Raw genomic sequence first — 23,507 nt, forward strand, 5'->3', positions numbered from 1 at the left:
GCCTGATTTTTCACATCTACTGATCCGGCAGAAAAACTGACGAACTTTCTACTTTTCGCAAATAACAAGATATTTTTGCATTCATTTCGAAAACAAATAAAAAATCATTATTTCGATACGTAACTTTTATGATAAAATGATTGCTAAAAGGCTACGAAAGCAGGTGGAGCAATTGAGTCATGAATATCAAATCCCCAACCTTGTACTTGATGAGACTGATAAACAAATTCTCACGATTTTGCATGAAGAAGGCAGAATTTCTTATACGGATCTTGGCAAAAGAGTCGATTTGTCACGGGTCGCCGTCCAGGCCCGTATCAACCAATTAATTGAAGCCGGTGTTATTGAAAAATTCACCGCTGTCATCAATCCCGCTAAAATCGGCATTCATGTTTCCGTGTTTTTCAATGTCGAGGTAGAACCGCAATTTTTAGAAGAGGTCGCTCTTAAGCTTGAGGAAGAGCCTGCGGTCACCAGCCTTTATCACATGACAGGCCCGAGCAAGCTGCATATGCATGGGATCTTTGCCAACGATCAAGAAATGGAAGAATTCTTAACAAAACGGCTGTATCCATTGCGAGGCGTCGTCAGTGTTGATTGCCAGATGCTGATCAAACGATACAAAAGCCGTATGGGAATGAAGCTGTAAAGGAGAGAAACGAATGAAAAACCATCCTTATCGGGATATGACGGCCGCAATGGTTCGCACCGGCATATTAGGGTTCGGCGGCGGACCTTCCGTGATTCCGCTGATCCGCCATGAAGCGGTCAATAAATATAAATGGATTGACGATGATGAATTCGGAGAAATATTAGCAATCGCTAATGCGCTTCCCGGACCGATTGCCACCAAAATGGCTGCTTATCTGGGCTTTAAGCTAAAAGGCACAATAGGTGCAGTTGTGGCGACCCTCGCCCACATTCTGCCTACATGTCTTGCGATGGTGGGCTTGTTTGCGGCTGTAAATGTGTTAAGCCATTCAGCAATTGTTGCAGGTATGATTGGTGCCGTCACGCCGGTAATTGCGGTCATGCTCGGAATCATGGCGTACGAGTTTGGCCAAAAAGCGCTTAAAGGTTTCGGCTGGGTCACCGGCATCCTGTTTTTTATCATCGCTTTTATCGGCCTGCAAACTTTACAGATTAATCCCGGCCTTGTCATTATCATTTTCTTAGCGTACGGGGCGTTTCATTTTAAACTGAAAGACAAAATCACAAATAAACATTCAAAAGATAAAGGAATGTCAGCCTCATGATATCGATCTATTTATTTATGGCGTTTTTTATCGCAAACCTACTGGGATATGGCGGCGGACCTGCGTCTATCCCGCTAATGTTTGAAGAAGTCGTAAACAGATACAGCTGGCTCTCAAACGATCAATTCTCAAATATGCTCGCACTTGCGAACGCATTGCCGGGCCCGATCGCCACGAAAATCGCTGCGTATGTCGGCTACAGCGCAGGCGGGTGGCCCGGCTTCCTGATTGCCCTGATCGCAACCGTCGTACCGTCGGCGCTCGCATTGATCGTCCTGCTGCGCATCATCCAGCGCTTCCGCCAATCACCTGTCATCAAAGGCATGACGCTGTCCGTCCAGCCTGTCATCGCGGTCATGATGCTCATTCTTACCTGGCAAATCGGCGCAGACGGCATCAAAGCGATCGGCTGGATCCAATCGATCGTGATTGCGGGAATTTCGCTCCTTGCCATGACAAAATTCAAAATGCATCCGGCATTTTTGATTATCGCGGCGTTTTTATATGGGGGCCTTGTGATCCCTCATTTATAGAAAAAAGCACCTGGACAGGTGCTTTTTTATTTTGGCCCAGAAATGCCGTTTGATATGACAGCTGTTTCTTCTCCTGCGTCACTCTTGATGATGTGCTTGACTTGCAGCGTGGTTCCTGCCATTCTCACAGATTGCTTCAACTCGGACGAATTGGTTTCAACTTGTATCCAAACAGGAGGCTGGACCTTCCAAAATAAATAGAGTGCAAGAATCAGCAAGCCAGCAATGACCGACAGCAAAAACTTCATATCGCATCGCTTCTTTTCAGTAAGCGGCCCGCAGCGGACAGCGCCTGATGATCACGAAGAATATCGCCTGGACGATTGCCTTCTCCCAGCACATAGCCTTTAAAGGACATTCCCATAAAATGAAAAATATGTTCGAATTGCTGAATCAGCGGCAGCCCTTTTATTTTTGGATTGTCTCCGCCCACTGCTATTACATATGCCTGTTTCACTGACATTTGCTGTTTAAAATCAGGAAATCTCGGATCTCTCAACGTCTGTGACCAGCGATCAATAAACAGCTTTAATGTCCCTGACATGCCAAACCAATAAATTGGGGTGGCGAATACAAGAATATGGCACTGCAATATCCGTTCAATGATAGAATCGTAGTCATCTTGAACAGGACGAAAGCCGCCTTGGGCGTGACGCAGATCTTCAATTGGCTGAATTCGATATTTCTGCAAATAAATGTGCTCCGCATCGAATCCTTGAACAGCCTTCTCCGCAAGAACATCCGTATTTCCGCCAGACCGAGTTCCGCCGTTAATAACCGCAATTTTCATGATGCATCTGCTCCTTTGTTTACGAATGATTTTCTTCATCTTATAATGGATTCATCAATCAATACAGATGATTATTTCGATTAATCCAATCGCTAAAACCGATTTAGAAAGGAAGAGAACAAGTGGAATTGAAGCAGCTGATCACCTTTATTACGGCGGCAGAACATGTAAACTTCACCCTAACCGCCAAAATGCTTAATTATGCACAATCAAGCGTTACCTCTCAGATCAAATCACTTGAAGAAGAAATTGGGACGCCTTTATTTGAACGGCTCGGCAAGCGGCTTATCTTGACAGAAGCAGGAAAAACGTTCAAATCTTATGCACAGAAGATCATTGCGTTAACAGAAGAAGCGAAAATGGCCACAAATCAAGTAAGAGAAACAACCGGAACCTTAAAAATCGGGGCGACGGAAAGCCAGTGCACATACCGCCTGCCGCCTATCATAAAAGAATTTAAACAGGCTTTTCCCCAAGTAAAGCTCATATTCAAACCATATATCTCCAATGAACAAGCGAAAGAACAGCTCTTACAGGGCCAGCTTGATATCACCTTCATCTTGGATGTAAACCGGATGGAAGACGCACTGCACGTTGAATCTTTGATTCAGGATGAGATCAAAATGGTGGCTGCTAATGACCATCCTTTTCCTGCGGATTTACCAATAACATTGAAGGATCTTCAAAACGAAACTCTTCTGCTGACAGAGGACGGCTGCTCGTACCGCACGCTCTTTGAGAACAATTTGCATGACTCCGGTGTCTATCCTAACAAATTGGAATTCGTCAGCATAGAAGCCATCAAACAATGCGTGATGGCCGGACTTGGGATTGGAATCTTGCCTGAAATGACAGTAAAAGATGATATTGCAGCAGGCCGGATGAAAGAACTCAATTGGCAGAGCGATTGCCCCGTTTTCACTCAATTAGCATGGCATAAGGACAAATGGATGTCTGCGCCATTAAAGGCTTTTATCGATTTGACACGGAAAACATTCAAATAAAACCTCTCCACAAGGACGACAAGGTTTTTGAGACCAGGAAAGCACACACATACAAAAAAACACTTGATGACTTAGAGCCCCAAGTGTTACATGTGATTTTTCTGATAAAACGTTCGCAAAACATGCGTTTCAAGGTCAGCCAGGCGGACAGGGATTGGCAATCTGCTTTCTTGATTGATCAAGCTCATCGTGATCTGATAGCTGCTGTCTAAATCAATATAATTACCGCAAGACAAGAAAATAGGCTTCACGTCCCGCCGCGTTCGCAGCGCCCGGCCATATACCTCGCCGTCAATGAGAATATCGGTGTATGCACCGACTTCATTTTCAGGCATCACGAAATCATAGCCTTTGATTTTGAGATAGGTTTTCGCAATCCCAATCGTCGGCTTGCCCAGAAAAAAAGCCGCATGGGTGGCAACGCCCATATGATTGTAATGCAGATATCCGTTGCCATCAAACAAGAAGACATCCGGCTCCGTCTCCAGCTTTTTCGCCGCCTCGATAATCAAAGGCAGCTCACGAAACGCAAGAAAACCGGAAACATACGGCACGCTGATTTTCCCCATGCTGTGCACTTTTTCAATGACTTCTTTTGTATCAGCGTCAATCACGATAATACTGCACACTCCGTATGGTTCTCCGTTCTGCTCCCAATAGGCGAGATCGACGCCTGCGCAGGTGTTGATGGAGTCTAGGTTGATGGAGGTGGATAGGTTGATTTTATGGATAAGGGATTGTTGTATTTTTACAAATTCTTCTCTGTTTAGGTTGAAAGAATGTATTTGTTTAACATGCATCTAAAATCAATCCTACCTCCTGTTAACTAGTGTCTGTTTTTCTTTGTATTCATTTTTACTTTGAAAACTTACAACTCCAGGTTCTGCAAACTTTATTAATAGTTCTAATTAAATGTTTAACTACATTTCATTATTCATAACTTTGTTTAATATAAATTCTATATTTTTAACTATTTCAATATGGCTATTTGTCTGAAATTCATATATGGGTTGATCCCAATCCTCATTTTGCATCATAACTAGTTGATAAAATCCATTAGCATCCGCATCTGGATACCAACCTAAATCAAGTAAGTAATTTTTACGAGAGTATGTTAATTGCATTAAATCTTGTGAAAAAAACAACCATTTTTCATCGTCTGGTGCTAGGTTTTTCGGATCAATTTCTCTAAAACTGTTTTGATTTATGGTCCATCCTTTTGGAATCCTTAAGGGTTGTAAACTTATTTCTGGCATTTTTTTTATCTTTCTCATAAAAGCCTCCTATTACTTATCAATACCAAGTTGTTTTAAATACTTATCTAATCGACTTCCAGCAATCGGATGACCATGATATTCACCACCAGAAAACTCCGCTCTAATCCAGCTTGTTGGTGTACCTAGATCATAACCGACTGTTTTTCCTGCATCATAAATGAAATAATAGTTGTTATTTCCATTATCAATAATATGACCTTTTAGAAGTGCCTCTTTTTCTAAAGCTTTGTTATTCACATCTGGTAAGTACTGAGCAGCTTTTTTACCTGTCATACTAAAACGTTTTGCTTCTTCAGGTGTTTTAGCCTTAACATGTTTATGGCCATGCGGAGTAAACGAAGCATTATTAAGCATCGTTCTAAATTCTTTACGACCATAATATCCATCGTGCGCTACTTTATCGTGATTTTTAGAAATGTTAGGACTATGAGAGCTTCCCTTACGACCGCCATCACTAACCATCTTCACAATCCCAAGATCCTTAACAGCCGTCTTTTCCACATCGACACGTACTGTCGGGATTCCGAATGTAAAGCCATCCGGAGTTACAGGGCGTTCTGCGTACACGCGGACGTTTGTTGGGACTTTGAATTGTTTTACTTTCTCTAGTGTTTTGTTTGCTTTTTGGACTTTTGAATGGGTTGCAAGCGGGATGCCTTTATCAATATGTTTCGCCAGTGCACCGGCTCCAACCAAGCTCAATGCCGCTTCGAGCGCCCCCTGCTTCCGCTTCTCCTCAGACACTTTGTTTCCAAACATATCCCGTCCCGTGACGGCTTCTGAGAATCCGTTTGACGCAACAAGGCCGTATGCGCCCATTTCTGTCATTTTGAGAATGTCTAAGGATTTGCCTGTTTTGTAGGCATCTAAAGCGTGTTCAGCCGCGATAGCAGCTTTTCCGGTTTTGTAGATGGCTTTTCCGCCTTTGAAGGCGCGGCCTGCCCAGCCGACGACTGGTATAAATCCGGCTGCGGCCATAGCTCCTGCTGTCACACGTTCTGCGGTGGAGAGTTTTTCTCCGGTAACCGGGTCAATGCCTTCAGTTGCTCTTTTATAATCATAATAGCCAGTGACTTCTCCAGTAAAGTTGCAAACTCCATCCCATGTTTTTTCGTACCATGGTTTGTTTGCTTCTTCCTCGGCTTTTTCCTGGAGACGTCTTGCTTCTGCTTGCTGGGCTTTTGCATCAATATAGGTTGTTCCTTGATTTTCTACTTCAATGACGCTTTTGTAGACTTCATTGCTGTGGAAGGCTTTTTTGTCATAGTACATAGGGGATGCGCTCTTCCCATTGCTGGTGGCCTGCATGAGAACAGAATATTTGGTGAGCACTGCGTTGTCCAGAGATTCTAAATTTTGATATTCAGTGGTCAGGGATTCATCAAGCTTATCGACAGCTGTGATCGTGTCACGTCTGACTTTTTGGGCATCGCCCATCTTATCTGCATACTCGTCAAGCGTGTACATGTCGAGATCAATAATATCGCTGATGCCTGACAAAATAGAATCGATTTCTTCTTTATGAGCGGAGACTATCTCTGAGGCTTTCAGGTCTCCATTGGGCAGCTCATGATCCAAAAATGAAGTTTCCACATATGAATCATTGAGTTCTTGATCTTTAATATCTCCTGAAATGCCGTTTAAAAACGCAATTTGAGCAGAGACAAGCGTCAGCCAGCTGTCTACGATTTCCGCCTGCCCCTGAAAAAAATCTTTAATATTGTCCGCGCCTTTTCCTTTAAAATTGTCGCCTAAATCTGCAACTCCCTGAAACGCTTTTTTCAGCGTATTCAGCTGCTCTTCAAGCGTCTCATATTGCTTTTTTCTGCTCTTCGCTTCTTCGATTAAAGATTTTGATTCAAATACTTTACTCATCGCACTGCCCTTTCTGTTCTATTTTACCGCTATCGCCGCGTCCTGCTCTTTGAGTGAATCTACGTTATCCTTTGTATCCTCGATATTTTTCTGTACCGCTTTTTTGTAATCTCCGAGCATGGTTTTGATGTTCTCCTCACGCTCATGATATTTTTTCGTATAATCGAGTTTATTTTTTCCATTGGACCCCGCGGCGCCGATTGTTACGTCAGCAAGCGCATCTTTGACAGAATCTAATGTTTTGATGACTGTGTCGTACTTCAGCTTAATTTCTGACATAAAAAAAGATCACCACCATTTTAGTTTACTAATTTGTCTTCCTGCTTCTTCTACGAAATCTTCTCCTTTAGCAAGAAGGTCGCCTGCGGCATTCGCTGCACTTTTTGTCAAATTAAGCTCAAATTTCTCTGTCTCAAGCCAGAATATTTTGCTTTGAATCGAAGCCATATACTCGTTATATTTATCATTCACAATCTTAGATGCTTCCGATTTCGCCTCTTCTCTTCCCTTGTCGAAATCATCGGCTTTTGTTCCCGTCCAATGCTTGCCCAATTCCGGTTTCACAATTTCTTTGATTTCAGTGATTGCCTCTTCTTGCAGTGTGTCTATGTCCTTTTTTGCTTTTTTCAGCTTTTCGATCTTGTCTTCCACGTCGGAAATTTTTCCGTTGAGCGAACTTTTGATATCCGCCAGCATACTTTCATAACCCATCTGAATCACCTCTTAATACTCAAAAAGTCGTATGGAGGGGCTGATGAAGATAGACTTTTCCATACTTTATTTCCATATATTATATTTTAAAATAGCCAGAGGGCGGCTTAAATAGGGTAAATGGCTTAATTTAGGCTTATAACACTCTTGGAATGTAGGTATTTGATCTTGTTTTTGTTCGTTATACAGTTAATGAAAACGTTTTACAAAATAAAATCACCTAAAGTCATAGTTAAAAAGGCACTTGAAAGAGACAGATGCTGTTGATCTGCCTCTTTCGGCGCTGAGCTTATTGTTCATGTTTATGTTCTTCATCTGGTCGGCCATGTCTGATTTTGTCATTTGGCTTCTATTATTCCCCCCTTCTGACCCTTTGGATCAAAAGCTTGTATTAGCTGCAGTCCCAGTTATACAGAACGTTTGAAAAGTCTTTTTTCCTTAGATCGTCAGGTGTGATGAAAAAATTGGCGATGCCGACGTCTCCCCACATTGAATCGATATCATCGTCTGAATCAATTTGTAAAAGCATGATGGTGTGTTCTTTATATGCGTATTCCCGTGGATCATGCTGGGTAAAAGAAGCGTATCCGCCGATTTTATGGCCAAATCCGTTTTCAGCCAGTTCATTATAAATGTCTTCTTCATCCTCGCCGAACTGACCAAAGAACTCCATTGTTTCCATGCCCGTATACTGCTCAAATTGAAAATCTGTAGGTAGCACCCATTCCGAAGATTTCACAGGCTCGACTGCCGCTTCTGATAAAATTGGAAAATCACATTCGCCTGTGCCAATAAATGAAAAATCAGAAACAAGGTCGTCTTCGTTTTCTATGATATTTTCAAAATAAATCACTCTGAAATTCTTTTGTTCACATCGATCGTCAAAATTCAATCCATAGACGTCATCATGAAGAGAAATGTAGAACTGCAGGATACCTGAAGAAGGATAGCCGTCAAGCTGGGGAATTTGCGAGAAATTAATCTGCGCCAGAAGCTTCATCGGCTGTCCATATTCGTCAGTCGGATATGTTTCATGCTTGGGGAAATAGGGATCACCGGCAATTTTGCTGTCATATCGTCCTGTTTTCCCTTTTCTCACATTCAGTTTCACGTATTCTTTCGCTGATTTCTCCAGCAAGTCGCGGTACGGTCTCATTTTTTCGGGTAGATGATTCATCAGATTCTCTCCTTTTCCGGCATCTCCAAGGTTTTATTTTCTGGTTTTCTTCGTTTCTTCTAATGTTTTTCAAACGATTGTTTAAAGAAGCCCTACTTCTGTATAATTTTCCAAACAATAGTTAAATAGTAGCAAATGTATTCAGCCCCCCGCAATAGATGAAAAAAAGACTGGTGCGCAACCAGCCTTTCTTTTTCAACTATTGAATTGCACCTGACGGAACAACCGCCTTCCGTCCGACAGAATAATACTCCACTCCTGCAGCCAAAGCCTCATCCAATGTGTAGCAGTTTCTGCCGTCAAATATGAGCGGCGTTTCCATCAAATCCTGATAAGCCGCTAACGGGAATTGTTTAATGTCAGCCCAGTCGGTTAAAATCATGACGGCGTCAGAACCTTTGACAGCTTCCTCGATCGTCTCTTTATATTCAACAGCTTGCGGGAGAACATGCTTTGCATGACCAACTGCAATGGGATCGTAGGCTCTGATACGGGCGTCGAGCGCAGCGAGACGGTCTGCAATAACAATTGACGGCGCTTCCCTCATATCGTCCGTATTCGGTTTAAATGACAGGCCTAAAAGGGCAATCGTTTTTCCCGTCACCCCGCCGAGCCTGTTCAGCGCTTTATCAACCAGCATCGCCTGCTGATTGTTGTTGACTTTGATAACCGATTTCAGCAGTTCAAAATCATGCTCGACATTGCCGGCAATTTGCACGAGGGCGTTTGTGTCCTTTGGAAAACAAGAGCCGCCGTAGCCTATGCCCGCTTTCAAAAACTGGCTCCCGATCCGCTTATCCTGTCCCATCCCGTACGCGACTGCTTCAATATCGGCGCCGACCTTTTCACATATATTCGAAATTTCGTTTATAAAACTGATCTTAGTGGCCAGAAAAGCATTTGAGGCATATTTGATCATCTCGGCGCTTCTGATATCCGTTTGGTAAATCGGGATTTGAAACGGACGGAAGAGCTCCTCCAGCGTATTTGCTGTTTTCTCATCGGCCGTCCCGATCACGATCCTGTCACCATGAAAGGTATCATAGATCGCCGACCCCTCACGCAAAAATTCTGGATTGGATGCGACCGAAATACTGACAGGCTCCGCTAGATGTTCAGTGATCAGTCCATTAATCAAATCGTTTGTCCCAACGGGCACTGTGCTTTTCGTTACCACGACTGTATCTCGTTTGACATGCTTTGCGATGCGTTTGGCCGCATCTGTAATTTGCTCCAGATTGGCGTGCCCGTCGCTTTTCTGCGGTGTGCCGACCGCTATAAAAATGATGTCTGCCTGTGCCAAGCCTTTCTCATAGCTCGTTTCAAAGTTCAGTCGTCCATCAGCTGTATTTTTTCTCATCAGCTCTTCAAGACCTGGTTCAAATATGGGGGAAATGCCCTTTCTCATTTCATCAATCTTGTGAGCGTCAATATCAATGCAGGTTACATGATGTCCAATCTCAGAAAGAGAAACACCTGTCACAAGACCGACATAGCCTGTTCCGATGACTGTTATATTCATTGTTTCCCTCCAACAGTTAAATTGCTGCTTTGCAGCTTCCGTAATATCGTATGAGAACATCCTATCATGAATGCGAATGATCTCCCGCATAGCCTGTCGGGTACAGCCTGTACAGATTTCTGAAATGTGATTCAACCATACAATACACTATTATATCGCTCTCAAAAAGAAAGTGGTGAAATGAGAATCGGCTGTTAAAAAAGACCAAACAATTTTCTTCTTTTGACCGGCTGCGGAGGCTGTCTGAAGATGGTCTGATTCCGCAAGAGAAGCTCTGCATTTTCCGTCAGCATATAAGGAAGTTCCGAGCCGAATTCTTTCTCTAGAACATAAAGGGCCTCTTGAGTGTGAAAATTTCTCGTTTTCACATTATGGGCATCTGAGGCTACGAAATGGATCAAATTGGCTTCAACCAGCCGGAGAGAAAATGCTTTCAGCTGCTTGCCGAAGGTCCCCGCAAGACTTCCTGAAGTAATCTGAGATGCTGCTCCTTTTTCCACAAGATGATACAGCAAGAACGGGTTTTCGCGAATTTCCCTGTTGCGTTCAGGATGGGCGATAACCGGAATATATCCTTTCAGCTGCAAATCATAAAAAAGCTGCTCCGCATATCGGGGAACGTGATCAAACGGAAACTCAATCAAGATGTGTTTTGTATCATTCAGCGAAAGCAGCTGCTGTTTGGCAAGGTCTTGTTCCACCTCGCCGTAGATTCTGATTTCCTGTCCCGGAAGCACATGTAAAGGAATGTCTTCTTTGATTAAACGTTTGTTTAACTGATCTGCTGCTTCTCTGACTGCAGCTGGCTCGTTTTTATACACACCGTTGTTATGATGAGGTGTCGCAATGATCGTCCGGATTCCCTGACGAACAGCGGCTCTTGCCATTTCTATGCTGTCGGCCGAATCACCTGCCCCGTCATCCATTGCGGGAAGAATGTGACAGTGAATATCGATCATGTCCTAGCCTCCTTTTTTCGCAAAAATAAATAACGGGCACGATGCACGTTATTTATTTTGCATGAAATTGTCCTTGTTTCCGTAATATCCGTATTCAGAGTGCTTCGAAAGCTTTTTGCCGTTCATAATCGCCCCAAGAAGCTTGCTTTTGCACGTTTCAAGCGCCTCTTTCGCTTTTGCGGCTTGTTCTTTTTCTGTTTTCCCGCTTGAAATAACCAGAACAGAACCGTCTGCCACGTTGCCTAAAATCTGTGCATCTGCTACGGCAAGAATAGGCGGCGTATCAAAAATGACCATATCATATGCCGCACACGCTTCGTATGCAAGCTCCTTCATCCACTTCGAGGAGAGAAGCTCGGCCGGGTTTGGCGGGATCGGGCCGCTCGTCAGCACGTCAAGATGTTTTTCATTCGATGCTTGTACAGCCTGCTCCATAGAGCTTTTTTTTAATAAAACAGATGTTAAGCCAACCGTATTTTCAAGAAAAAAGGCCGTATGTACTGTTGGTTTTCGCAAATCAGCATCAATCAGGAGCACTTTTTTTCCCTGTTGGGCGAATACGACAGCCAGGTTGGCGGCCGTTGTTGATTTTCCTTCCCCTGGACAAGCCGATGTAATCATGACTGATTTCATTTGCCGGTCCACTGAAGCAAATTCTATATTCGTGCGAATCGTCCGATATTGTTCAGAGTTCAAGGATTTCGGCTCTGTCATTGCAATGACATTTCTCCGCATCCGCGAGTCTCTGTTTTTTCTAAGCGCCAAAATGTCCACTCCCCGTTTTTTCAGATTGGAAACCCTGTAAGGTCTTTGCTGTTTTCTGCTCATTCGCAATGGTGGAAACTGTCCCTAAAACAGGTATGTCCAGCAAGGATTCGAGCTGCTCTTCCGATTTGATCGTATTATCCAAATGCTCAAGCAGGAAGGCCAGTCCGATGCTTCCCGCCAATCCGGCCGCAAACGCAATGGCAATGTTTAGTAGCGGCTTTGGCGATACAGGGGACGGATGTTCTGAAACCTCGGCTTTTGACAGAATGCTGACATTGTCAACATTCATAATGGATGTGATTTTGTCTTGAAAAACAGATGCTATAGTATTGGCAATATGAGCCGCTGTTTCCGCGTTTTCATCCCTGACTGATATGTTGACCACTTGGGAGTCCTGTTCGCTGGATACGGTAATTTTGTCATTCAGTTCTTGGGATGTCATCGACAGGCCCATTTCTTTAATGACTTCATCTAAGATGGCAGGACTTTTAATGATGACATTGTACGTATTGATTAACTGAAGATTGGTTTGGACATCGTTAAATTGAACTTCTTTTCGTTCATTTTTCGATTGGTTGACCAGAATCTGAGTTGAATTTTCATAGATGGGTGTAAGTGCGAAGAAACTAATGAGTCCGCCGGCAGCAGTGGCAGCTGCGGTTACAATCATAATCAAAAGTATGCGTTTTGTTAACGTTGATAATATCTCTTTTAAGCTTGTAGATTCTCCCATGATACCTCCAAATCTCTTATAACATCCTTTTCCATCTACGATTATACAACGTTGAAACCGCATTTCTCCAGCTTTTCACGTGACATAATTCGACATTTTTTCACAAAACGAAATGTTACTCTTTTTTATGTAAGCGCTATATTTACTGTGTTGACAGCGCTGTCTCATTTTCTCTTATTCGTGCAGTCACGTAACCTCGCATAAAAAAATCCCGCAAAAGGCGTGCGGGATTTTTATGTTGCATATCCATTTTTAATATGAGAAATCAAATTTTCAAGCATTTCCTTCGTCGTCATCTCAGATGACTGCTCACCAATTTCATGTGCATGCATCAAAATTTTCAGAAATTCTTCTTGATTCAATTTCTTTTCACTCATCTTTTTTTTCCTTTCAGCTTCCATTAAGTTGAAAACACGATTATTATATGATGCTGGTTATCAATTTGCAATCTCTAATACATCATTCGACACATCCTATTTTTTATGTCCTTTTTTAGGAAAAACTTTTTAAGGCCGATGTGTTGCGATATAATAGAGAAATTGGATCTTTTTATTACGTGACTCGGTTAGGAGCGATAATCATGCTTCAGAATATGATTTCCAAAGACGATGTGCTGGCATCTGCTGAACAGTTAAAAGAACTTCTTCCTTACAATGAGGAAAATGTTCAGCTGATCAAAAAAGCCCTTATTTTATATCGGCAGGATTCAGTCTATCGTTTACAAGCAGTGAGTCCGACGGAAGTTACGGCTTACGTGCAGGATGTTGTGCCTGTGCGGGTCACATTGAACTTGTTTGTCATAGTCAAAAGCGGCTGTTCATGTCCGTCCGGAAGAATCTGCCGCCATATGCTGGCTGTGTTTTTATATGTATATGCAATGTTCGAGCGAGTGGGTACTTTTACAGAGTATTGGCTGGAGAGGGAAAAGCTTGAGGAAAGCAAAGAGCTCGTCCGCCGCCAGTTTCAGGAAAAGGTGCTGCCTAATGAAGAATCACTTTCAAGCTGGCTTGCTTTTTTTGATTCAGAGTTTTCTCTCTGGCAGGCACGTACGCCAGAAGGCAGCCAAAACATGCAGGGCCTCTATTACGGCTACCTGTCCGCATTAAAAAAACATGCGCCGAACAAGCCGGAGCTGAAAAACCTGTATCAGATTCATTCCGCGATTGCGGTTTGGCTTCGCATGTTCACATTGATTGAAGCGGGCAAGCTAAACCCCGAACAAGATTTTTATTCCCTCAATCCGTACGTTGAACAGCTGATGGATACAATCTACAGCTCTATTGATAAATTAAAAACGTACGCGCTGTCTTTTGCGCTTGATCCGTTTTTGGATAAAACACCGGATGTTATCCGACCTTTGCTGTTGAAAGAAGAAATTTTCCAATATGAACGCATCCGCGTCTTCGGTGAAATTTGGAGTGCGCTGCTGTCGCGGCCAAAATGGGTGGCACGCGAACAGGAGATATTGAAAAAAGAAGCTGGACGGCGTTTTTCTCCCGAATTGCAATTCGGGCGCCTGCATTTGGAATTCCTGCAAAAGAATGATGACGTTATTTTTGCGGAAGCGGATCAATTCCCGCCGGAAGCGCTCCCTTATACATTCCAATGGCTGAGTGAAATGACTCCCAAGAAGGACTGGAAACGGCTTAAAACATGGTACCAGCAAATTGAACCAATTGCGATGGGTTATACGAAGCTGGATAAGCCGTTTAAAGAGATTCGCGATGTGATCGGCGAGCTGTTCCTTCTGTTGAATGCCTATGTGCAGCAAACCAATGATCAAGCGCTGTTTGAGCGCTTTGCCGCGGGCTGTCTGCCGTATACGTTCACAGAATACAGCCATCATTTATATGAAAAAAAACGCTATGCTGAGTGGATTGAAATTCATAGCCTTGTCGGCTTTTCCATCAATGAAATGGATAAAATGATGCTCAAGGAAATTGCAGCGAGCGACCCTGAGGCGCTTATACCGGCTTACCATAGAGAAGTGGCTTTTTTCATTGATCAGAAGAACCGCAGCTCGTACAAGGAAGCCGCCCGGTATTTGAAAAAATTGCGCACCCTGTACAAAAAAGCGAAAAAGCAGAAGGTGTGGGAGCGGTATATTCAGCTGCTGAGCTCGCATTACAAGCGCCTGCGTGCGCTTCAAGAAGAACTGCAGAAAGGAAAGTTGATTGATGGCGAGTCTTAAAGAAATTCTCATCCACGTTGAACAAATGGAAGATGGGTCATTTACGCTGTCAGCCTTTGATGAGAATGAGCAGCCTCTTCCCTACAACCATATGAAAAAGCATTTGTTCCAATGGCATGAATCCTCATTTTACGGAACCTTTCTAGAGGATGTCAGCTTCATCGGGACGACTGCTGTCCTGCTATCTCCATGGATGACTGTAGAGCTTCTCGGCAAAAACTCGTTCAACTCATTCAGCTCCGTGCAGCTTACAGAAGAAACGGAGCCGCTGATCGAGGCGGCATCGACCATCTATGAATTTATCGCGGACGGCGATTTTCTGCCTGACTATGACGCATGGACAAATGGTGTTTTTCGCTGGAAAGACCGCGATAATATACTGGAAGGCTTTACTGCGGAATGGTTTTCCGCTGCCGTACAGGATTACATCCAGTACGACGATGACCTGCGGGAGAAATGGGAACATATCAAGGAGAAATCGCCTGCGGTTACGACATTCCGCGGCCATTTTCTTGATGAAGAGGATTTTCTGGAAGGCATTGGCTGGATTGACGATCAATCTCCATTTACTGTCGGCTTGCGCTTAAATGAACCGGACTTTGACGGAGACGAATGGAAGATCGAGATGTTTTTACGCGATAAAAAGAGCGGTGCTGTAGAATTCTTTGACGGACTGAAAAGCCTCAAAAAATCGTGGCAGGCGTACAGCGATAAAATCGCGCGTGAGCAGGACCGCTTTCACAGAACGGTTCCGTGGCTGTCGTTTGATTCCGGGACAACGCTGATCTCGGAGGAAGAAGCCTGGATCTTCCTGTCAGAAGCAAGTGAGACGCTTGTCGATATGGGGGTAGAAATCCTCCTGCCGTCCTGGTGGCAGATTGTCAGAGACAGCAACATGATGCTGAAAGCAAAGGTGTCGTCCTCCCCGCGCGGCGAGTCATTTGTCGGCATGAATGCACTGCTTGATTTCAACTGGCGGTTTGCGACAAATGGAATTGAACTGACTGAGGCTGAATTTAATGAGCTTGTCGCCAGCAACAGGCGCCTTGTTAATATCCGCGGGCAATGGGTTAAAATCGATCCGCAGTTTATCAAACAGATGAAACGCCTGATGGAAAAAGCAGAATCAGAGGGACTCCACATGTCTGATATTCTGGCACGCGAGCTAATGGATCAGCAGGAGGGCGGACTTGAGGATTCGGATCTGATTGATACATCCGCTTTCGCCGGCATTCAGTTTGATCTGTCTAAACAGCTCAGGTCACTGATTCGAAAGCTCACTGCCGCGGAAAACCTGCCGGAGCACGAAGTCAGTCCTTCTTTCAAAGGAACGCTCCGCCCTTATCAGAAATACGGCATGAACTGGCTGCTGTTTCTGCGGGAAAGCGGTTTTGGCGCCTGTCTGGCTGACGATATGGGGCTTGGGAAAACGATTCAAATGATCGCCTATTTCCTTCACGTGAAGGAAAGCGGCCGGCAAAAAACGCCTCATTTGATTATTGCGCCGACATCCGTACTTGGCAACTGGCAGCGGGAGCTTCAAACCTTTGCCCCTGATCTGTCTGTCGCGCTCCATTATGGGCCGCGCCGGCCAAAGGGTGATGATTTCGCCGCGCATTATGAAAACGCAGACGTGGTGCTCACTTCATACGGTCTGTCACATGCCGATACTGAAGAGCTTTCTTCTGTGACATGGAACACGATCTGCCTTGATGAAGCGCAAAATATTAAAAACGCGCATACGAAGCAATCACGCGCAATCAGGAAGCTGAAGGGGCTTCACCATATCGCGCTGAGCGGCACGCCGATGGAAAACCGACTGACTGAGCTGTGGTCTATTTTTGACTTCATGAATAAAGGCTACCTCGGCAGTTTGACCGGCTTCCATAAACGCTATGTGCTGCCGATCGAAAAAGACCGGGACGAAAAGAGAATCGGACAGCTTCAGCAATTAATCCGGCCATTCCTTCTCCGCCGGACGAAACGGGATGAAGAGGTCGCGCTTAATCTTCCTGAGAAGCTGGAAGAAAAAGAATTTATCCCGCTGTCAGCCGAGCAGGCATCCCTTTATGAGCAGCTCGTCAAAGACACTTTTGACCATATGACATCCCTGACCGGCATGCAGCGAAAAGCGCTGATCCTCAGCATGCTTGGACGGCTCAAGCAAATATGCGATCATCCCGCGCTTTATTTAAAGGAAGAGCAAACCGAGCTGCTGGCCGGCAGATCAGTCAAGCTCGAAAAATTGCTGGAACTGATGACAGCGATTCGCGCCCAAAACGAAAGCTGCCTGATTTTCACGCAATACATTCAGATGGGGAACATGATGAAGCGGCTGCTTGAAAAAACGTTCGGGGAACCTGTGCAATTTTTAAATGGGAGTCTCTCCAAGCAAGAGCGGGATACACTCGTTGAGAAATTTCAAAGGAAAGAATATCCGACACTGATTCTTTCACTCAAAGCTGGAGGCACCGGACTTAATTTGACCGCCGCCAATCACGTCATCCATTATGACAGATGGTGGAACCCGGCGGTTGAAAATCAAGCGACTGACCGTGCATACCGCATAGGCCAGGAGCGCTTTGTCCACGTTCATAAAATGATTACGACGGGAACAATCGAGGAAAAAATTGATGTCATGCTTGAATCCAAGCAAACCCTGAACGATCAAATTATCCAAAGTGAAAACTGGATTACCGAGCTTTCCACACAGGAGCTTGAAGAACTGTTTACATTAAGCGCAACAGCGCAATAATCATGACTAAAAAAGCTGGCTCTAAAAGAGCCAGCTTTTTTCCGTTCATAGCCGTCACGCCGAATTTCCAAAAAATCCGTTACGCCGGTTATCAACAGAATGCGCTTTTGGAGCAGCACATATACCTACATCAAATGTTTCATCATATGTGCGACACCATGTTCGTCATTGGTTAAGGTGACCGCATCGGCTATCGATTTGATATCTTCCCGGGCATTGCCCATCGCTACACCTTTTCCCGCAGCCTCCAGCATCGATTTGTCATTTAAACTGTCACCTACAGCAGCGGTTTCCTCGAGCGGAATATTCAGCTGTTCCGCAAGCCTCTTCAGCGCCTGCCCCTTGGAAGCTTTGCGGGAAGAAAGCTCAAAGTTGTGCTCAGCCGAACTGACAAGCGTCAAATCTTCGGCATGCTCATATCTTTTCCAGCCTGCCTCAAGCTTTTCTTTGAAGAAAGAAAAGCCGAGAATATTGTAAAAATCGATTGGCTGATCGGCTTCAAACAGCTCTTGAAAGGAGTTAATGTAAGCAAAGCCCGATTGGCTGTATTGCACCTCGGCCGCCTGCTTAAGGACAGAAAGATCCGCTTCCGGATTTGCGCTTCTGAATCTGTCCAGCTCAACATCAAGAAGTTCTCTGCCGTTTTGAGGCGTATAAATCGCTGAACCTGTGAATACCTCATAATAATAGTTTTCCGACTCAAGCCATGAGAGAATGTCATACGCCCGTTTCGTATCAATCGTTTCGTGATGATAAAGCCTGCCGTCGGGATCGTGAATGACGGCGCCGTTTGCACTGATGACCCATGTTTTGATCCCCAGCGGTTCAAAGATTGACATGACGTCAAAATGAGCGCGCCCAGTTGACACCACCACCTCAATACCGTTCCGCTGCGCCTGCCGCAGTGCGTTTTCATTTTCCAAGCTTACCTGATGCTTGCTGTTGAGTAAGGTTCCATCTAAATCAATCGCAATTAATTTCACGTTTGTCAGTCCTTTCCTTCATCCTGTTCTGTCACGAGAAGCTCAACGCCGTTTCGGTCAAGCAAGTCACAAAATGCCTGATTCGGCAGCCTGTCTGTAATCAAAAGGTCGATTTCATTCAGCTCCGCATACTGATAAAAACTGGTGCTGCCCAGCTTCGAATGGTCTGCAAGCGCGATGACCTGCTTTGCCTGCTGTATCATTTTCCGCTTCACCATGCCATCCTCTTCATGCGCAATTGTAATGCCATGTTCGGAAATACCGACCACACCAATCAGCGCTTTATCAACATGGTAGCTTGAGAGCTTTTCAATCACAGAGGACCCGTACAGAAAGCGGTGCTCCTTTTCCAGCTTGCCTCCCAGCAGATAAATTTCAATTCCCTCTTTATCGGACAGCACATCCGCAAGATTAATCGAATTGGTGATTACCGTACAATCAACCGCATTCAAATGCTTTGCACATGCCTGAACAGTTGTAGAGGCGTCTAAAATCACCCGGTCTCCATCATGAATAAGCGATGCTGCAAGCCTGCCGATCTTATTTTTTTCCTCAGACACTGTTTTCAGGCGGCCGGAATAGCTTTGAATTTTCTGATGCACAGTCGGCAAAATGGCGCCGCCTCTTGTGCGGATGATGGCATTCTGTTCCTCAAGTTTCACAAGATCTCGTCGCGCTGTATCCCTTGACACTTGCAGGAGCGTACAGATCTGCTCCGTTGTAATTCGGTTATGCTGTTTTAAAAAATCCAAAATCGCTACTAATCTTTCTTCTTGGTACACGCCCTCATTCCTTTTCTCAGCAATCATTTATAAGTAATTATAAGTTTTTATTTAATTCTATTCAACATTAATAAGTGATTTTAAGTAAAAATGCGTCGAGAGAACCAATTTTTCCTAAGTGGACAAAAAGAAAGAACCAGTCTGGTCGACTGGTCAATTTTGAGGGGATGATGCGAAGATTCGGATAATGGTGAATGGATAGATAACGGGAGGAGCAAGGGGTGTCAATCAGCAGCTTTTTCCCGGGGTTTAGGGTCCATAAAACGAACAGTGTCAGCCAACACTTCTGTTACATACACGTTAACGCCTTCCGCGTTTTCATAGCTTCGTGTCTGAATCCGTCCGCTTACGCCGACGAGAGAACCTTTTTGGCAATACAACGCCGTGTTTTCAGCTGTTTTTCTCCAAAGTGTGCAATTGACGTAATCAGCTTCGATTTCACCTGAAGCATTCTTGAAGCTGCGGTTCACCGCGAGCGTAACATGTGCAACTGCCGCACCGGCGGAAGTGTAGCGAAGATCAGGATCTTTTGTAAGACGTCCGACAAGCATGACATGATTGAACATGCGATTCCTCCTCTCCTTGCGGTTGTATGTATTGTAAATGATGCAACAAGAAAAGAAAAACGCTTAAAAATGGCTTTCAGCCTCTGTTTTTATCTTTCGTTTTCATTTTTCCTTCAGCTAAAAACATCTTTTGCTTTTTCCCTTTGAAGAAATATGTACTTTTTAAAAAACGGAAAAAGATTTGCTTTGTCAGCCAGTTTTGCGTATTCATGCGCACATAGGAAGAGCCATCCCACGCAAACCACTGAAAGCTCAATTTTTTTTCCGGCATTGACAGCTTGATTTTATACTGCTCCATGCCATCTTGTGTTTCGTATAAAAAACTTATTCTTCCTTTTTTGTTCAGATGAACCTCAAACACTTCTTTACGGCTTAACATATATGTTACTTCCTTTTGAATCAAATGGCTTTCAGAAGGAGCGCCGTCAATATAAATTTCTTTTAAACGAAATTGATTCATACCACATCTCTCCGTAATCCATAGTCAGTTACAGTATAATGAAAAAATAGAAATTATTAAATGTTTCGCTCATACAAAATTCTTTAGCCCCAGCATTGCAGGATTTTTTCCTCGAAAACGTTTATGTTATAATGGAAGGCAAGAAAACTTTGGAAGTAATCGGGGTGAGAAGAAATGAAAACCTTTAAACTGGTTGACCTGAATGTGGAACGAGTGGACAAGGAAGAACAATCAATCGAACAGTTTCCCCTTATTGACGGACTGATTATAAATAAAGAAGACGGTGAAAATCACTGGCTGATTGAGGCGCTTGTACAGAAAGAACATCTGTCTTTTTTTGAACAGCTTCAAAACAGCCAATCTGAAGCCAAAGTATTTGTAACGATCACGAAAAAAAGCAATCGCCCCGCCCAGCTGACAGCAGCAGTGAAAAATATCGTCAAGCTGGAAGAAAGCATCCAGGTTTTACTCTACGGACAAATGGTCACAAGAAAACAGCAGGGCACTGAAACCATTCTCGAGTCCCTTGTAAAAGAGGGCTATACAGGAACAAAACTCATTGAGGCATTTAAGCAAAAATTATAAATATGAGGGGGCATGTTCCCCAAAACAGACACAGAACCGAAGAGCATCACAATAGACATTTTGAATAGATATGTTCTGCATGAAAAAAGCTGCCGTTTTGAACGGCAGCTTTTCTCTTCGTGCTTTCACCCTTGCATATTTAATTTGTATGGCCAAAAGAATCAACCAATTCCCCTTTCACAACAAGGCGCCCTTCAGTTTTGACAGCCTTGTCACATGTGATTAGCGTAATCTCTTTTTTGTTTGTCTCCTCAACTACATCTGCATCCGTTTCCGATATGATGTCTTTAGATGTTACAGAATAGATATAATCCTTTTTAAAATCCGTGATGACAATTTGGGCACCTGTTTTTATATTCTCCAGAGGTCCGAACAGAAGATTCTTTTGCTTCAAATGATGGCCCGCCAACGGATAATTTCCCTCACCCATTTTTTGATCCGGGCGCATTGTTGCCGCCCCTATCAAAAGATTTTCATTGGTTGTGCCTTTTACGATCGGAAGCTCCAGATCGACACTTTTAATTGTTATCTGCCGCCTTGATTGTGAAGTAAAAATAAGTATATTTCACGTGCTTTCGACGTTCTCCACTTGACTGGAATGCTTTAATGGCGATCCCGGCATCTGTAGCTTCAGGCTTTCCTTCAGAGGAATCAGAAATCTCAAACTCTATTTTCTCAGTGTTCAGCACATAACCGGCTGGCGCTTTCGTTTCAACAAAAGCGTATTGTCCCGGTGCAAGGCCTGAAGCTGTGACTTTATGATGCCGGATATGACTGGTTTCGAAGTCTGTATGAAAATTCGCGAACGATTCAGCATGGTGGATCTTCCGGTTCTGATCATTACAGCTGCCATTATCGGCCATGACAAATACAAGGCTTTTCATGCCGGAGCGAATGACATTTTGCAAAAACCTTATCATTACTCTGAATTTATGGCGCGTATTCAAAACCTGATCATGATGAAACATACAGCAAATCAAGCCACAAGAATGGAAATGGCGTTTCTCCAGTCGCAAATCAAGCCTCATTTTCTTTATAATGTATTAAACACGATTATTTCTCTCACTCATTTGGATATTGAAAAGGCCCGGGAGGTAACAGAGGAATTTACCAACTATTTAAGAATGAGTTTTGACTTTCAAAATACATCAGCCATCAGTTCCTTCAGACATGAGCTTTCGATTATCAATTCCTATCTTTCTATAGAAAAGACGCGATTCGGTAATCGGCTTGAGGTTCTTTTCGATATAGATGAAGACATTGACTTTATCCTTCCGCCTTTAATGATTCAGCCCTTGGTGGAAAATGCCGTTCTTCACGGTGTCAGCAAGAAAAGAGGCGGAGGATGGATCAAACTGACAGCTAAAAAACAAAGCAAAAATGAGTATCACATCAAAGTAGAGGATAACGGTGCGGGGATGCCTCCGGAAAAACAAAAAGATCTCTTATCTGCGGATTTCGATCGCAGCGTCGGGTTGAAAAATATCAATCAGCGGCTGAAACATTTTTGCGGAAGCGAGTTGATGATCATCAGCACTCCGGATGCAGGCACCTCTGTCTCAATGCTCATTCATCTCGCTGAAACAACAGAAAGCCCCGCGGGACTGAAGGACATAGAACGAACCTAAACGAAAATTGAGATAAAAAAAAGACGCCGTTTCTAACGGCATCTTTTTTATTCCGGCGACTTTGCTTGCTGCTTCAGCAGGTCTCTGATTTCTTTCAGCAGCTCCTCCTGCGCATCCACAGCTTCCTCCGCAGCCTCTTCTTCTGCTGCTTCTTTTTTGCGCCTTAACCCATTCAAAGTCCGAATGACGATAAAAATGGAGAACGATATAATTAAGAAGTTCACAATCGTCTGTATAAAGCTGCCATACTTCACTACAGCATCGCCAAACGTAAACGACAGGCCTGAAAAGTCAAGCCCTCCCAGCAGCAAACCGACCAAAGGCATAATGATATCATTTACTAGAGATGTGACGATCTTTCCAAAAGCGCCGCCTATCACAACACCAATCGCAAGGTCTACGATATTCCCCCGCATGGCAAAGGCTTTAAATTCATTCCACATACAATCACCTGCTTTTCTATATTTGTAAAGAAAAAAGACAAATGTGCCGCTGGCCATCTGCCTTTTTTCAATTATTCTCCGAGGGCAAAAGTCAGTTCTACTTCGCAAACGACTTCGCCATCAACTGTGGCAACGCCTTTTCCGCGCCCGATTGTGCCGCGGGCACGAATGATTTCAACCTCAAGGTGAAGCTGGTCACCAGGCTTGACTTGTTTTTTAAAGCGGCAGTTATCAATGCCTGCAAAAAAAGCCAGTCTGCCGCGGTTTTCTTCTTTAATCAACATCGCAACAGCTCCGACTTGAGCGAGTGCTTCTACGATTAATACGCCGGGCATAACCGGGTACTGAGGAAAATGTCCGTTAAAGAACTCTTCATTAGCGGTTACATTTTTATAGCCTTTTGCCCGTTTGCCCTCTTCAACTTCCGTAATCCGATCCACAAGCAAAAACGGATAACGGTGAGGAATAATTTCTTTAATTTGCTGAGTATCAAGCATTGTCTTGACATC

28 protein-coding genes and 2 pseudogenes are annotated in these 23,507 nt (G+C 44.0%); 8 read left to right on the plus strand and 22 right to left on the minus strand.

The features are described from left to right. Nucleotides 1-172 precede the first annotated feature (172 nt). The 3 genes from chrS to chrA are packed head-to-tail and all read left to right on the plus strand — an operon-like array spanning nucleotide 173 to nucleotide 1,789. The gene (chrS, locus tag MHB62_RS18710) at nucleotides 173-649 is read left to right on the plus strand and encodes a chromate efflux transcriptional regulator ChrS (RefSeq protein WP_014478181.1); all 477 of its coding nucleotides are present in this window, start codon (nucleotides 173-175) and stop codon (nucleotides 647-649) included. 13 nt (nucleotides 650-662) lie between these two features. Next, complete coding sequence (chrB, locus tag MHB62_RS18715) at nucleotides 663-1,256, plus strand: chromate efflux transporter subunit ChrB (RefSeq protein WP_014481123.1); 594 nt, start codon at nucleotides 663-665, stop codon at nucleotides 1,254-1,256. Then, entirely contained in the window at nucleotides 1,253-1,789 is a 537-nt protein-coding gene (gene chrA / locus MHB62_RS18720; RefSeq protein WP_014665634.1) for a chromate resistance efflux protein ChrA, read from the plus strand. The genes chrB and chrA overlap by 4 nt, the downstream gene beginning before the upstream one ends. A 26-nt stretch (nucleotides 1,790-1,815) precedes the next feature. Here chrA and MHB62_RS18725 read toward each other — a convergent pair whose 3' ends face one another. Next, nucleotides 1,816-2,037, minus strand: coding sequence for a hypothetical protein (locus MHB62_RS18725; protein ID WP_032722655.1), 222 nt, complete (start codon nucleotides 2,035-2,037; stop codon nucleotides 1,816-1,818). Continuing rightward, nucleotides 2,034-2,579: a flavodoxin family protein gene (locus MHB62_RS18730; RefSeq protein ID WP_032722656.1), complete on the minus strand. Its 546-nt coding sequence runs from the start codon at nucleotides 2,577-2,579 to the stop codon at nucleotides 2,034-2,036. The genes MHB62_RS18725 and MHB62_RS18730 overlap by 4 nt, the downstream gene beginning before the upstream one ends. Nucleotides 2,580-2,701: 122 nt before the next feature. Between MHB62_RS18730 and MHB62_RS18735 the strand changes: the two genes are divergently transcribed. Next, nucleotides 2,702-3,583 carry a LysR family transcriptional regulator gene (locus tag MHB62_RS18735; protein WP_029726024.1) on the plus strand — a complete coding sequence of 294 codons (882 nt, stop codon included), beginning with the start codon at nucleotides 2,702-2,704 and terminating at the stop codon, nucleotides 3,581-3,583. Nucleotides 3,584-3,669: 86 nt separating this feature from the next. On the opposite strand, the gene MHB62_RS18740 is transcribed toward MHB62_RS18735, so the two are convergent. The 12 genes from MHB62_RS18740 to MHB62_RS18795 all read right to left on the minus strand — a co-directional run bounded on the left by MHB62_RS18740 (nucleotide 3,670) and on the right by MHB62_RS18795 (nucleotide 12,982). Then, complete coding sequence (locus MHB62_RS18740) at nucleotides 3,670-4,383, minus strand: endonuclease V (RefSeq protein WP_032722658.1); 714 nt, start codon at nucleotides 4,381-4,383, stop codon at nucleotides 3,670-3,672. A 120-nt stretch (nucleotides 4,384-4,503) separates the two neighbouring features. Beyond that, on the minus strand, nucleotides 4,504-4,857 hold the full coding sequence (locus MHB62_RS18745; protein WP_019712173.1) for a hypothetical protein: 354 nt from the start codon (nucleotides 4,855-4,857) through the stop codon (nucleotides 4,504-4,506). A gap of 12 nt (nucleotides 4,858-4,869) precedes the next feature. Beyond that, nucleotides 4,870-6,735, minus strand: a complete 1,866-nt coding sequence (locus MHB62_RS18750) for a ribonuclease YeeF family protein (protein ID WP_032722661.1) — start codon at nucleotides 6,733-6,735, stop codon at nucleotides 4,870-4,872. A gap of 18 nt (nucleotides 6,736-6,753) precedes the next feature. After that, entirely contained in the window at nucleotides 6,754-7,014 is a 261-nt protein-coding gene (locus tag MHB62_RS18755; protein WP_032722664.1) for a YwqI/YxiC family protein, read from the minus strand. 9 nt (nucleotides 7,015-7,023) lie between these two features. Next, nucleotides 7,024-7,446, minus strand: coding sequence for a DUF5082 family protein (locus MHB62_RS18760; protein ID WP_010332155.1), 423 nt, complete (start codon nucleotides 7,444-7,446; stop codon nucleotides 7,024-7,026). Nucleotides 7,447-7,662: 216 nt separating this feature from the next. Beyond that, entirely contained in the window at nucleotides 7,663-7,788 is a 126-nt protein-coding gene (locus MHB62_RS18765; protein WP_128441894.1) for a hypothetical protein, read from the minus strand. 49 nt (nucleotides 7,789-7,837) lie between these two features. After that, entirely contained in the window at nucleotides 7,838-8,623 is a 786-nt protein-coding gene (locus MHB62_RS18770; protein ID WP_029726030.1) for a YwqG family protein, read from the minus strand. 199 nt (nucleotides 8,624-8,822) lie between these two features. Then, a complete protein-coding gene (uglF, locus tag MHB62_RS18775; protein ID WP_032722668.1) occupies nucleotides 8,823-10,145 on the minus strand; it encodes a UDP-glucose 6-dehydrogenase UglF in 1,323 nt (440 codons plus the stop codon). A 194-nt stretch (nucleotides 10,146-10,339) separates the two neighbouring features. Beyond that, nucleotides 10,340-11,104, minus strand: a complete 765-nt coding sequence (locus MHB62_RS18780; protein WP_032722669.1) for a tyrosine-protein phosphatase — start codon at nucleotides 11,102-11,104, stop codon at nucleotides 10,340-10,342. 48 nt (nucleotides 11,105-11,152) lie between these two features. After that, entirely contained in the window at nucleotides 11,153-11,869 is a 717-nt protein-coding gene (ptkA, locus tag MHB62_RS18785; protein WP_032722670.1) for a tyrosine-protein kinase PtkA, read from the minus strand. Continuing rightward, nucleotides 11,859-12,605, minus strand: coding sequence for a protein-tyrosine kinase activator TkmA (tkmA, locus tag MHB62_RS18790; protein ID WP_003227811.1), 747 nt, complete (start codon nucleotides 12,603-12,605; stop codon nucleotides 11,859-11,861). Before tkmA ends, ptkA begins: the two co-directional genes overlap by 11 nt. Before the next feature lie 233 nt (nucleotides 12,606-12,838). Beyond that, the gene (locus MHB62_RS18795) at nucleotides 12,839-12,982 is read right to left on the minus strand and encodes a hypothetical protein (protein ID WP_003242876.1); all 144 of its coding nucleotides are present in this window, start codon (nucleotides 12,980-12,982) and stop codon (nucleotides 12,839-12,841) included. Nucleotides 12,983-13,185: 203 nt separating this feature from the next. Here MHB62_RS18795 and MHB62_RS18800 point away from each other — a divergent pair, with 203 nt between their 5' ends. Together MHB62_RS18800 and MHB62_RS18805 are read left to right on the plus strand one after the other, a co-directional pair. Further along, nucleotides 13,186-14,796, plus strand: coding sequence for an SWIM zinc finger family protein (locus tag MHB62_RS18800; protein ID WP_032722671.1), 1,611 nt, complete (start codon nucleotides 13,186-13,188; stop codon nucleotides 14,794-14,796). Beyond that, nucleotides 14,783-17,551, plus strand: coding sequence for a DEAD/DEAH box helicase (locus MHB62_RS18805; protein WP_015714840.1), 2,769 nt, complete (start codon nucleotides 14,783-14,785; stop codon nucleotides 17,549-17,551). The genes MHB62_RS18800 and MHB62_RS18805 overlap by 14 nt, the downstream gene beginning before the upstream one ends. A 125-nt stretch (nucleotides 17,552-17,676) precedes the next feature. On the opposite strand, the gene ywpJ is transcribed toward MHB62_RS18805, so the two are convergent. From ywpJ to ywpG, 4 genes are all read right to left on the minus strand, one after another. Further along, nucleotides 17,677-18,534, minus strand: coding sequence for a phosphatase YwpJ (gene ywpJ / locus MHB62_RS18810; RefSeq protein WP_032722672.1), 858 nt, complete (start codon nucleotides 18,532-18,534; stop codon nucleotides 17,677-17,679). 5 nt (nucleotides 18,535-18,539) lie between these two features. Continuing rightward, nucleotides 18,540-19,316 carry a transcriptional regulator GlcR gene (gene glcR, locus MHB62_RS18815; protein ID WP_003244075.1) on the minus strand — a complete coding sequence of 259 codons (777 nt, stop codon included), beginning with the start codon at nucleotides 19,314-19,316 and terminating at the stop codon, nucleotides 18,540-18,542. Nucleotides 19,317-19,540: 224 nt separating this feature from the next. After that, the gene (ssbB, locus tag MHB62_RS18820) at nucleotides 19,541-19,882 is read right to left on the minus strand and encodes a single-stranded DNA-binding protein SsbB (RefSeq protein ID WP_029726038.1); all 342 of its coding nucleotides are present in this window, start codon (nucleotides 19,880-19,882) and stop codon (nucleotides 19,541-19,543) included. Nucleotides 19,883-19,958: 76 nt separating this feature from the next. Further along, entirely contained in the window at nucleotides 19,959-20,342 is a 384-nt protein-coding gene (gene ywpG / locus MHB62_RS18825) for a DynA interaction protein YwpG (RefSeq protein WP_014478204.1), read from the minus strand. Nucleotides 20,343-20,516: 174 nt separating this feature from the next. Here ywpG and MHB62_RS18830 point away from each other — a divergent pair, with 174 nt between their 5' ends. After that, nucleotides 20,517-20,927 carry a YwpF-like family protein gene (locus tag MHB62_RS18830; protein WP_003227794.1) on the plus strand — a complete coding sequence of 137 codons (411 nt, stop codon included), beginning with the start codon at nucleotides 20,517-20,519 and terminating at the stop codon, nucleotides 20,925-20,927. Between the two features lie 139 nt (nucleotides 20,928-21,066). Here MHB62_RS18830 and MHB62_RS18835 read toward each other — a convergent pair. Continuing rightward, nucleotides 21,067-21,459 (minus strand): annotated as a pseudogene (locus MHB62_RS18835) (class A sortase); the annotation flags it as partial. 73 nt (nucleotides 21,460-21,532) lie between these two features. Then, a pseudogene (locus tag MHB62_RS18840) lies at nucleotides 21,533-21,685 on the minus strand (prealbumin-like fold domain-containing protein); the annotation flags it as partial. A 33-nt stretch (nucleotides 21,686-21,718) separates the two neighbouring features. On the opposite strand from MHB62_RS18840, the gene MHB62_RS18845 reads away from it, so the two are divergent. Then, nucleotides 21,719-22,555, plus strand: a complete 837-nt coding sequence (locus tag MHB62_RS18845) for a sensor histidine kinase (protein ID WP_032722844.1) — start codon at nucleotides 21,719-21,721, stop codon at nucleotides 22,553-22,555. 47 nt (nucleotides 22,556-22,602) lie between these two features. Here MHB62_RS18845 and mscL read toward each other — a convergent pair whose 3' ends face one another. Then, a complete protein-coding gene (gene mscL, locus MHB62_RS18850) occupies nucleotides 22,603-22,998 on the minus strand; it encodes a large conductance mechanosensitive channel protein MscL (protein ID WP_021445844.1) in 396 nt (131 codons plus the stop codon). Nucleotides 22,999-23,069: 71 nt separating this feature from the next. Next, nucleotides 23,070-23,495, minus strand: coding sequence for a 3-hydroxyacyl-ACP dehydratase FabZ (gene fabZ / locus MHB62_RS18855; protein WP_003221796.1), 426 nt, complete (start codon nucleotides 23,493-23,495; stop codon nucleotides 23,070-23,072). Between the last annotated feature and the right edge of the window lie 12 nt (nucleotides 23,496-23,507).

This window comes from Bacillus sp. FSL K6-0255, from assembly GCF_045040725.1.
GTDB classification, from domain to species: Bacteria; Bacillota; Bacilli; order Bacillales; family Bacillaceae; genus Bacillus; species Bacillus subtilis.

Coding starts and splice junctions, on each gene's coding strand:
- MHB62_RS18805 (WP_015714840.1), top strand. CDS start 14,783: ATGGCGAGTCTTAAAGAAATTCTCATCCACGTTGAACAAATGGAAGAT.
- chrA (WP_014665634.1), top strand. CDS start 1,253: ATGATATCGATCTATTTATTTATGGCGTTTTTTATCGCAAACCTACTG.
- mscL (WP_021445844.1), bottom strand. CDS start 22,998: ATGTGGAATGAATTTAAAGCCTTTGCCATGCGGGGGAATATCGTAGAC.
- MHB62_RS18740 (WP_032722658.1), bottom strand. CDS start 4,383: ATGCATGTTAAACAAATACATTCTTTCAACCTAAACAGAGAAGAATTT.
- MHB62_RS18745 (WP_019712173.1), bottom strand. CDS start 4,857: ATGAGAAAGATAAAAAAAATGCCAGAAATAAGTTTACAACCCTTAAGG.
- MHB62_RS18780 (WP_032722669.1), bottom strand. CDS start 11,104: ATGATCGATATTCACTGTCACATTCTTCCCGCAATGGATGACGGGGCA.
- ywpG (WP_014478204.1), bottom strand. CDS start 20,342: ATGAATCAATTTCGTTTAAAAGAAATTTATATTGACGGCGCTCCTTCT.
- MHB62_RS18765 (WP_128441894.1), bottom strand. CDS start 7,788: ATGACAAAATCAGACATGGCCGACCAGATGAAGAACATAAACATGAAC.
- MHB62_RS18770 (WP_029726030.1), bottom strand. CDS start 8,623: ATGAATCATCTACCCGAAAAAATGAGACCGTACCGCGACTTGCTGGAG.
- tkmA (WP_003227811.1), bottom strand. CDS start 12,605: ATGGGAGAATCTACAAGCTTAAAAGAGATATTATCAACGTTAACAAAA.
- chrB (WP_014481123.1), top strand. CDS start 663: ATGAAAAACCATCCTTATCGGGATATGACGGCCGCAATGGTTCGCACC.
- MHB62_RS18755 (WP_032722664.1), bottom strand. CDS start 7,014: ATGTCAGAAATTAAGCTGAAGTACGACACAGTCATCAAAACATTAGAT.
- MHB62_RS18750 (WP_032722661.1), bottom strand. CDS start 6,735: ATGAGTAAAGTATTTGAATCAAAATCTTTAATCGAAGAAGCGAAGAGC.
- uglF (WP_032722668.1), bottom strand. CDS start 10,145: ATGAATATAACAGTCATCGGAACAGGCTATGTCGGTCTTGTGACAGGT.
- ssbB (WP_029726038.1), bottom strand. CDS start 19,882: ATGTTCAATCATGTCATGCTTGTCGGACGTCTTACAAAAGATCCTGAT.
- fabZ (WP_003221796.1), bottom strand. CDS start 23,495: ATGCTTGATACTCAGCAAATTAAAGAAATTATTCCTCACCGTTATCCG.
- MHB62_RS18760 (WP_010332155.1), bottom strand. CDS start 7,446: ATGGGTTATGAAAGTATGCTGGCGGATATCAAAAGTTCGCTCAACGGA.
- MHB62_RS18845 (WP_032722844.1), top strand. CDS start 21,719: ATGAAAATTCGCGAACGATTCAGCATGGTGGATCTTCCGGTTCTGATC.
- MHB62_RS18730 (WP_032722656.1), bottom strand. CDS start 2,579: ATGAAAATTGCGGTTATTAACGGCGGAACTCGGTCTGGCGGAAATACG.
- MHB62_RS18800 (WP_032722671.1), top strand. CDS start 13,186: ATGCTTCAGAATATGATTTCCAAAGACGATGTGCTGGCATCTGCTGAA.
- MHB62_RS18725 (WP_032722655.1), bottom strand. CDS start 2,037: ATGAAGTTTTTGCTGTCGGTCATTGCTGGCTTGCTGATTCTTGCACTC.
- MHB62_RS18795 (WP_003242876.1), bottom strand. CDS start 12,982: ATGAGTGAAAAGAAATTGAATCAAGAAGAATTTCTGAAAATTTTGATG.
- MHB62_RS18830 (WP_003227794.1), top strand. CDS start 20,517: ATGAAAACCTTTAAACTGGTTGACCTGAATGTGGAACGAGTGGACAAG.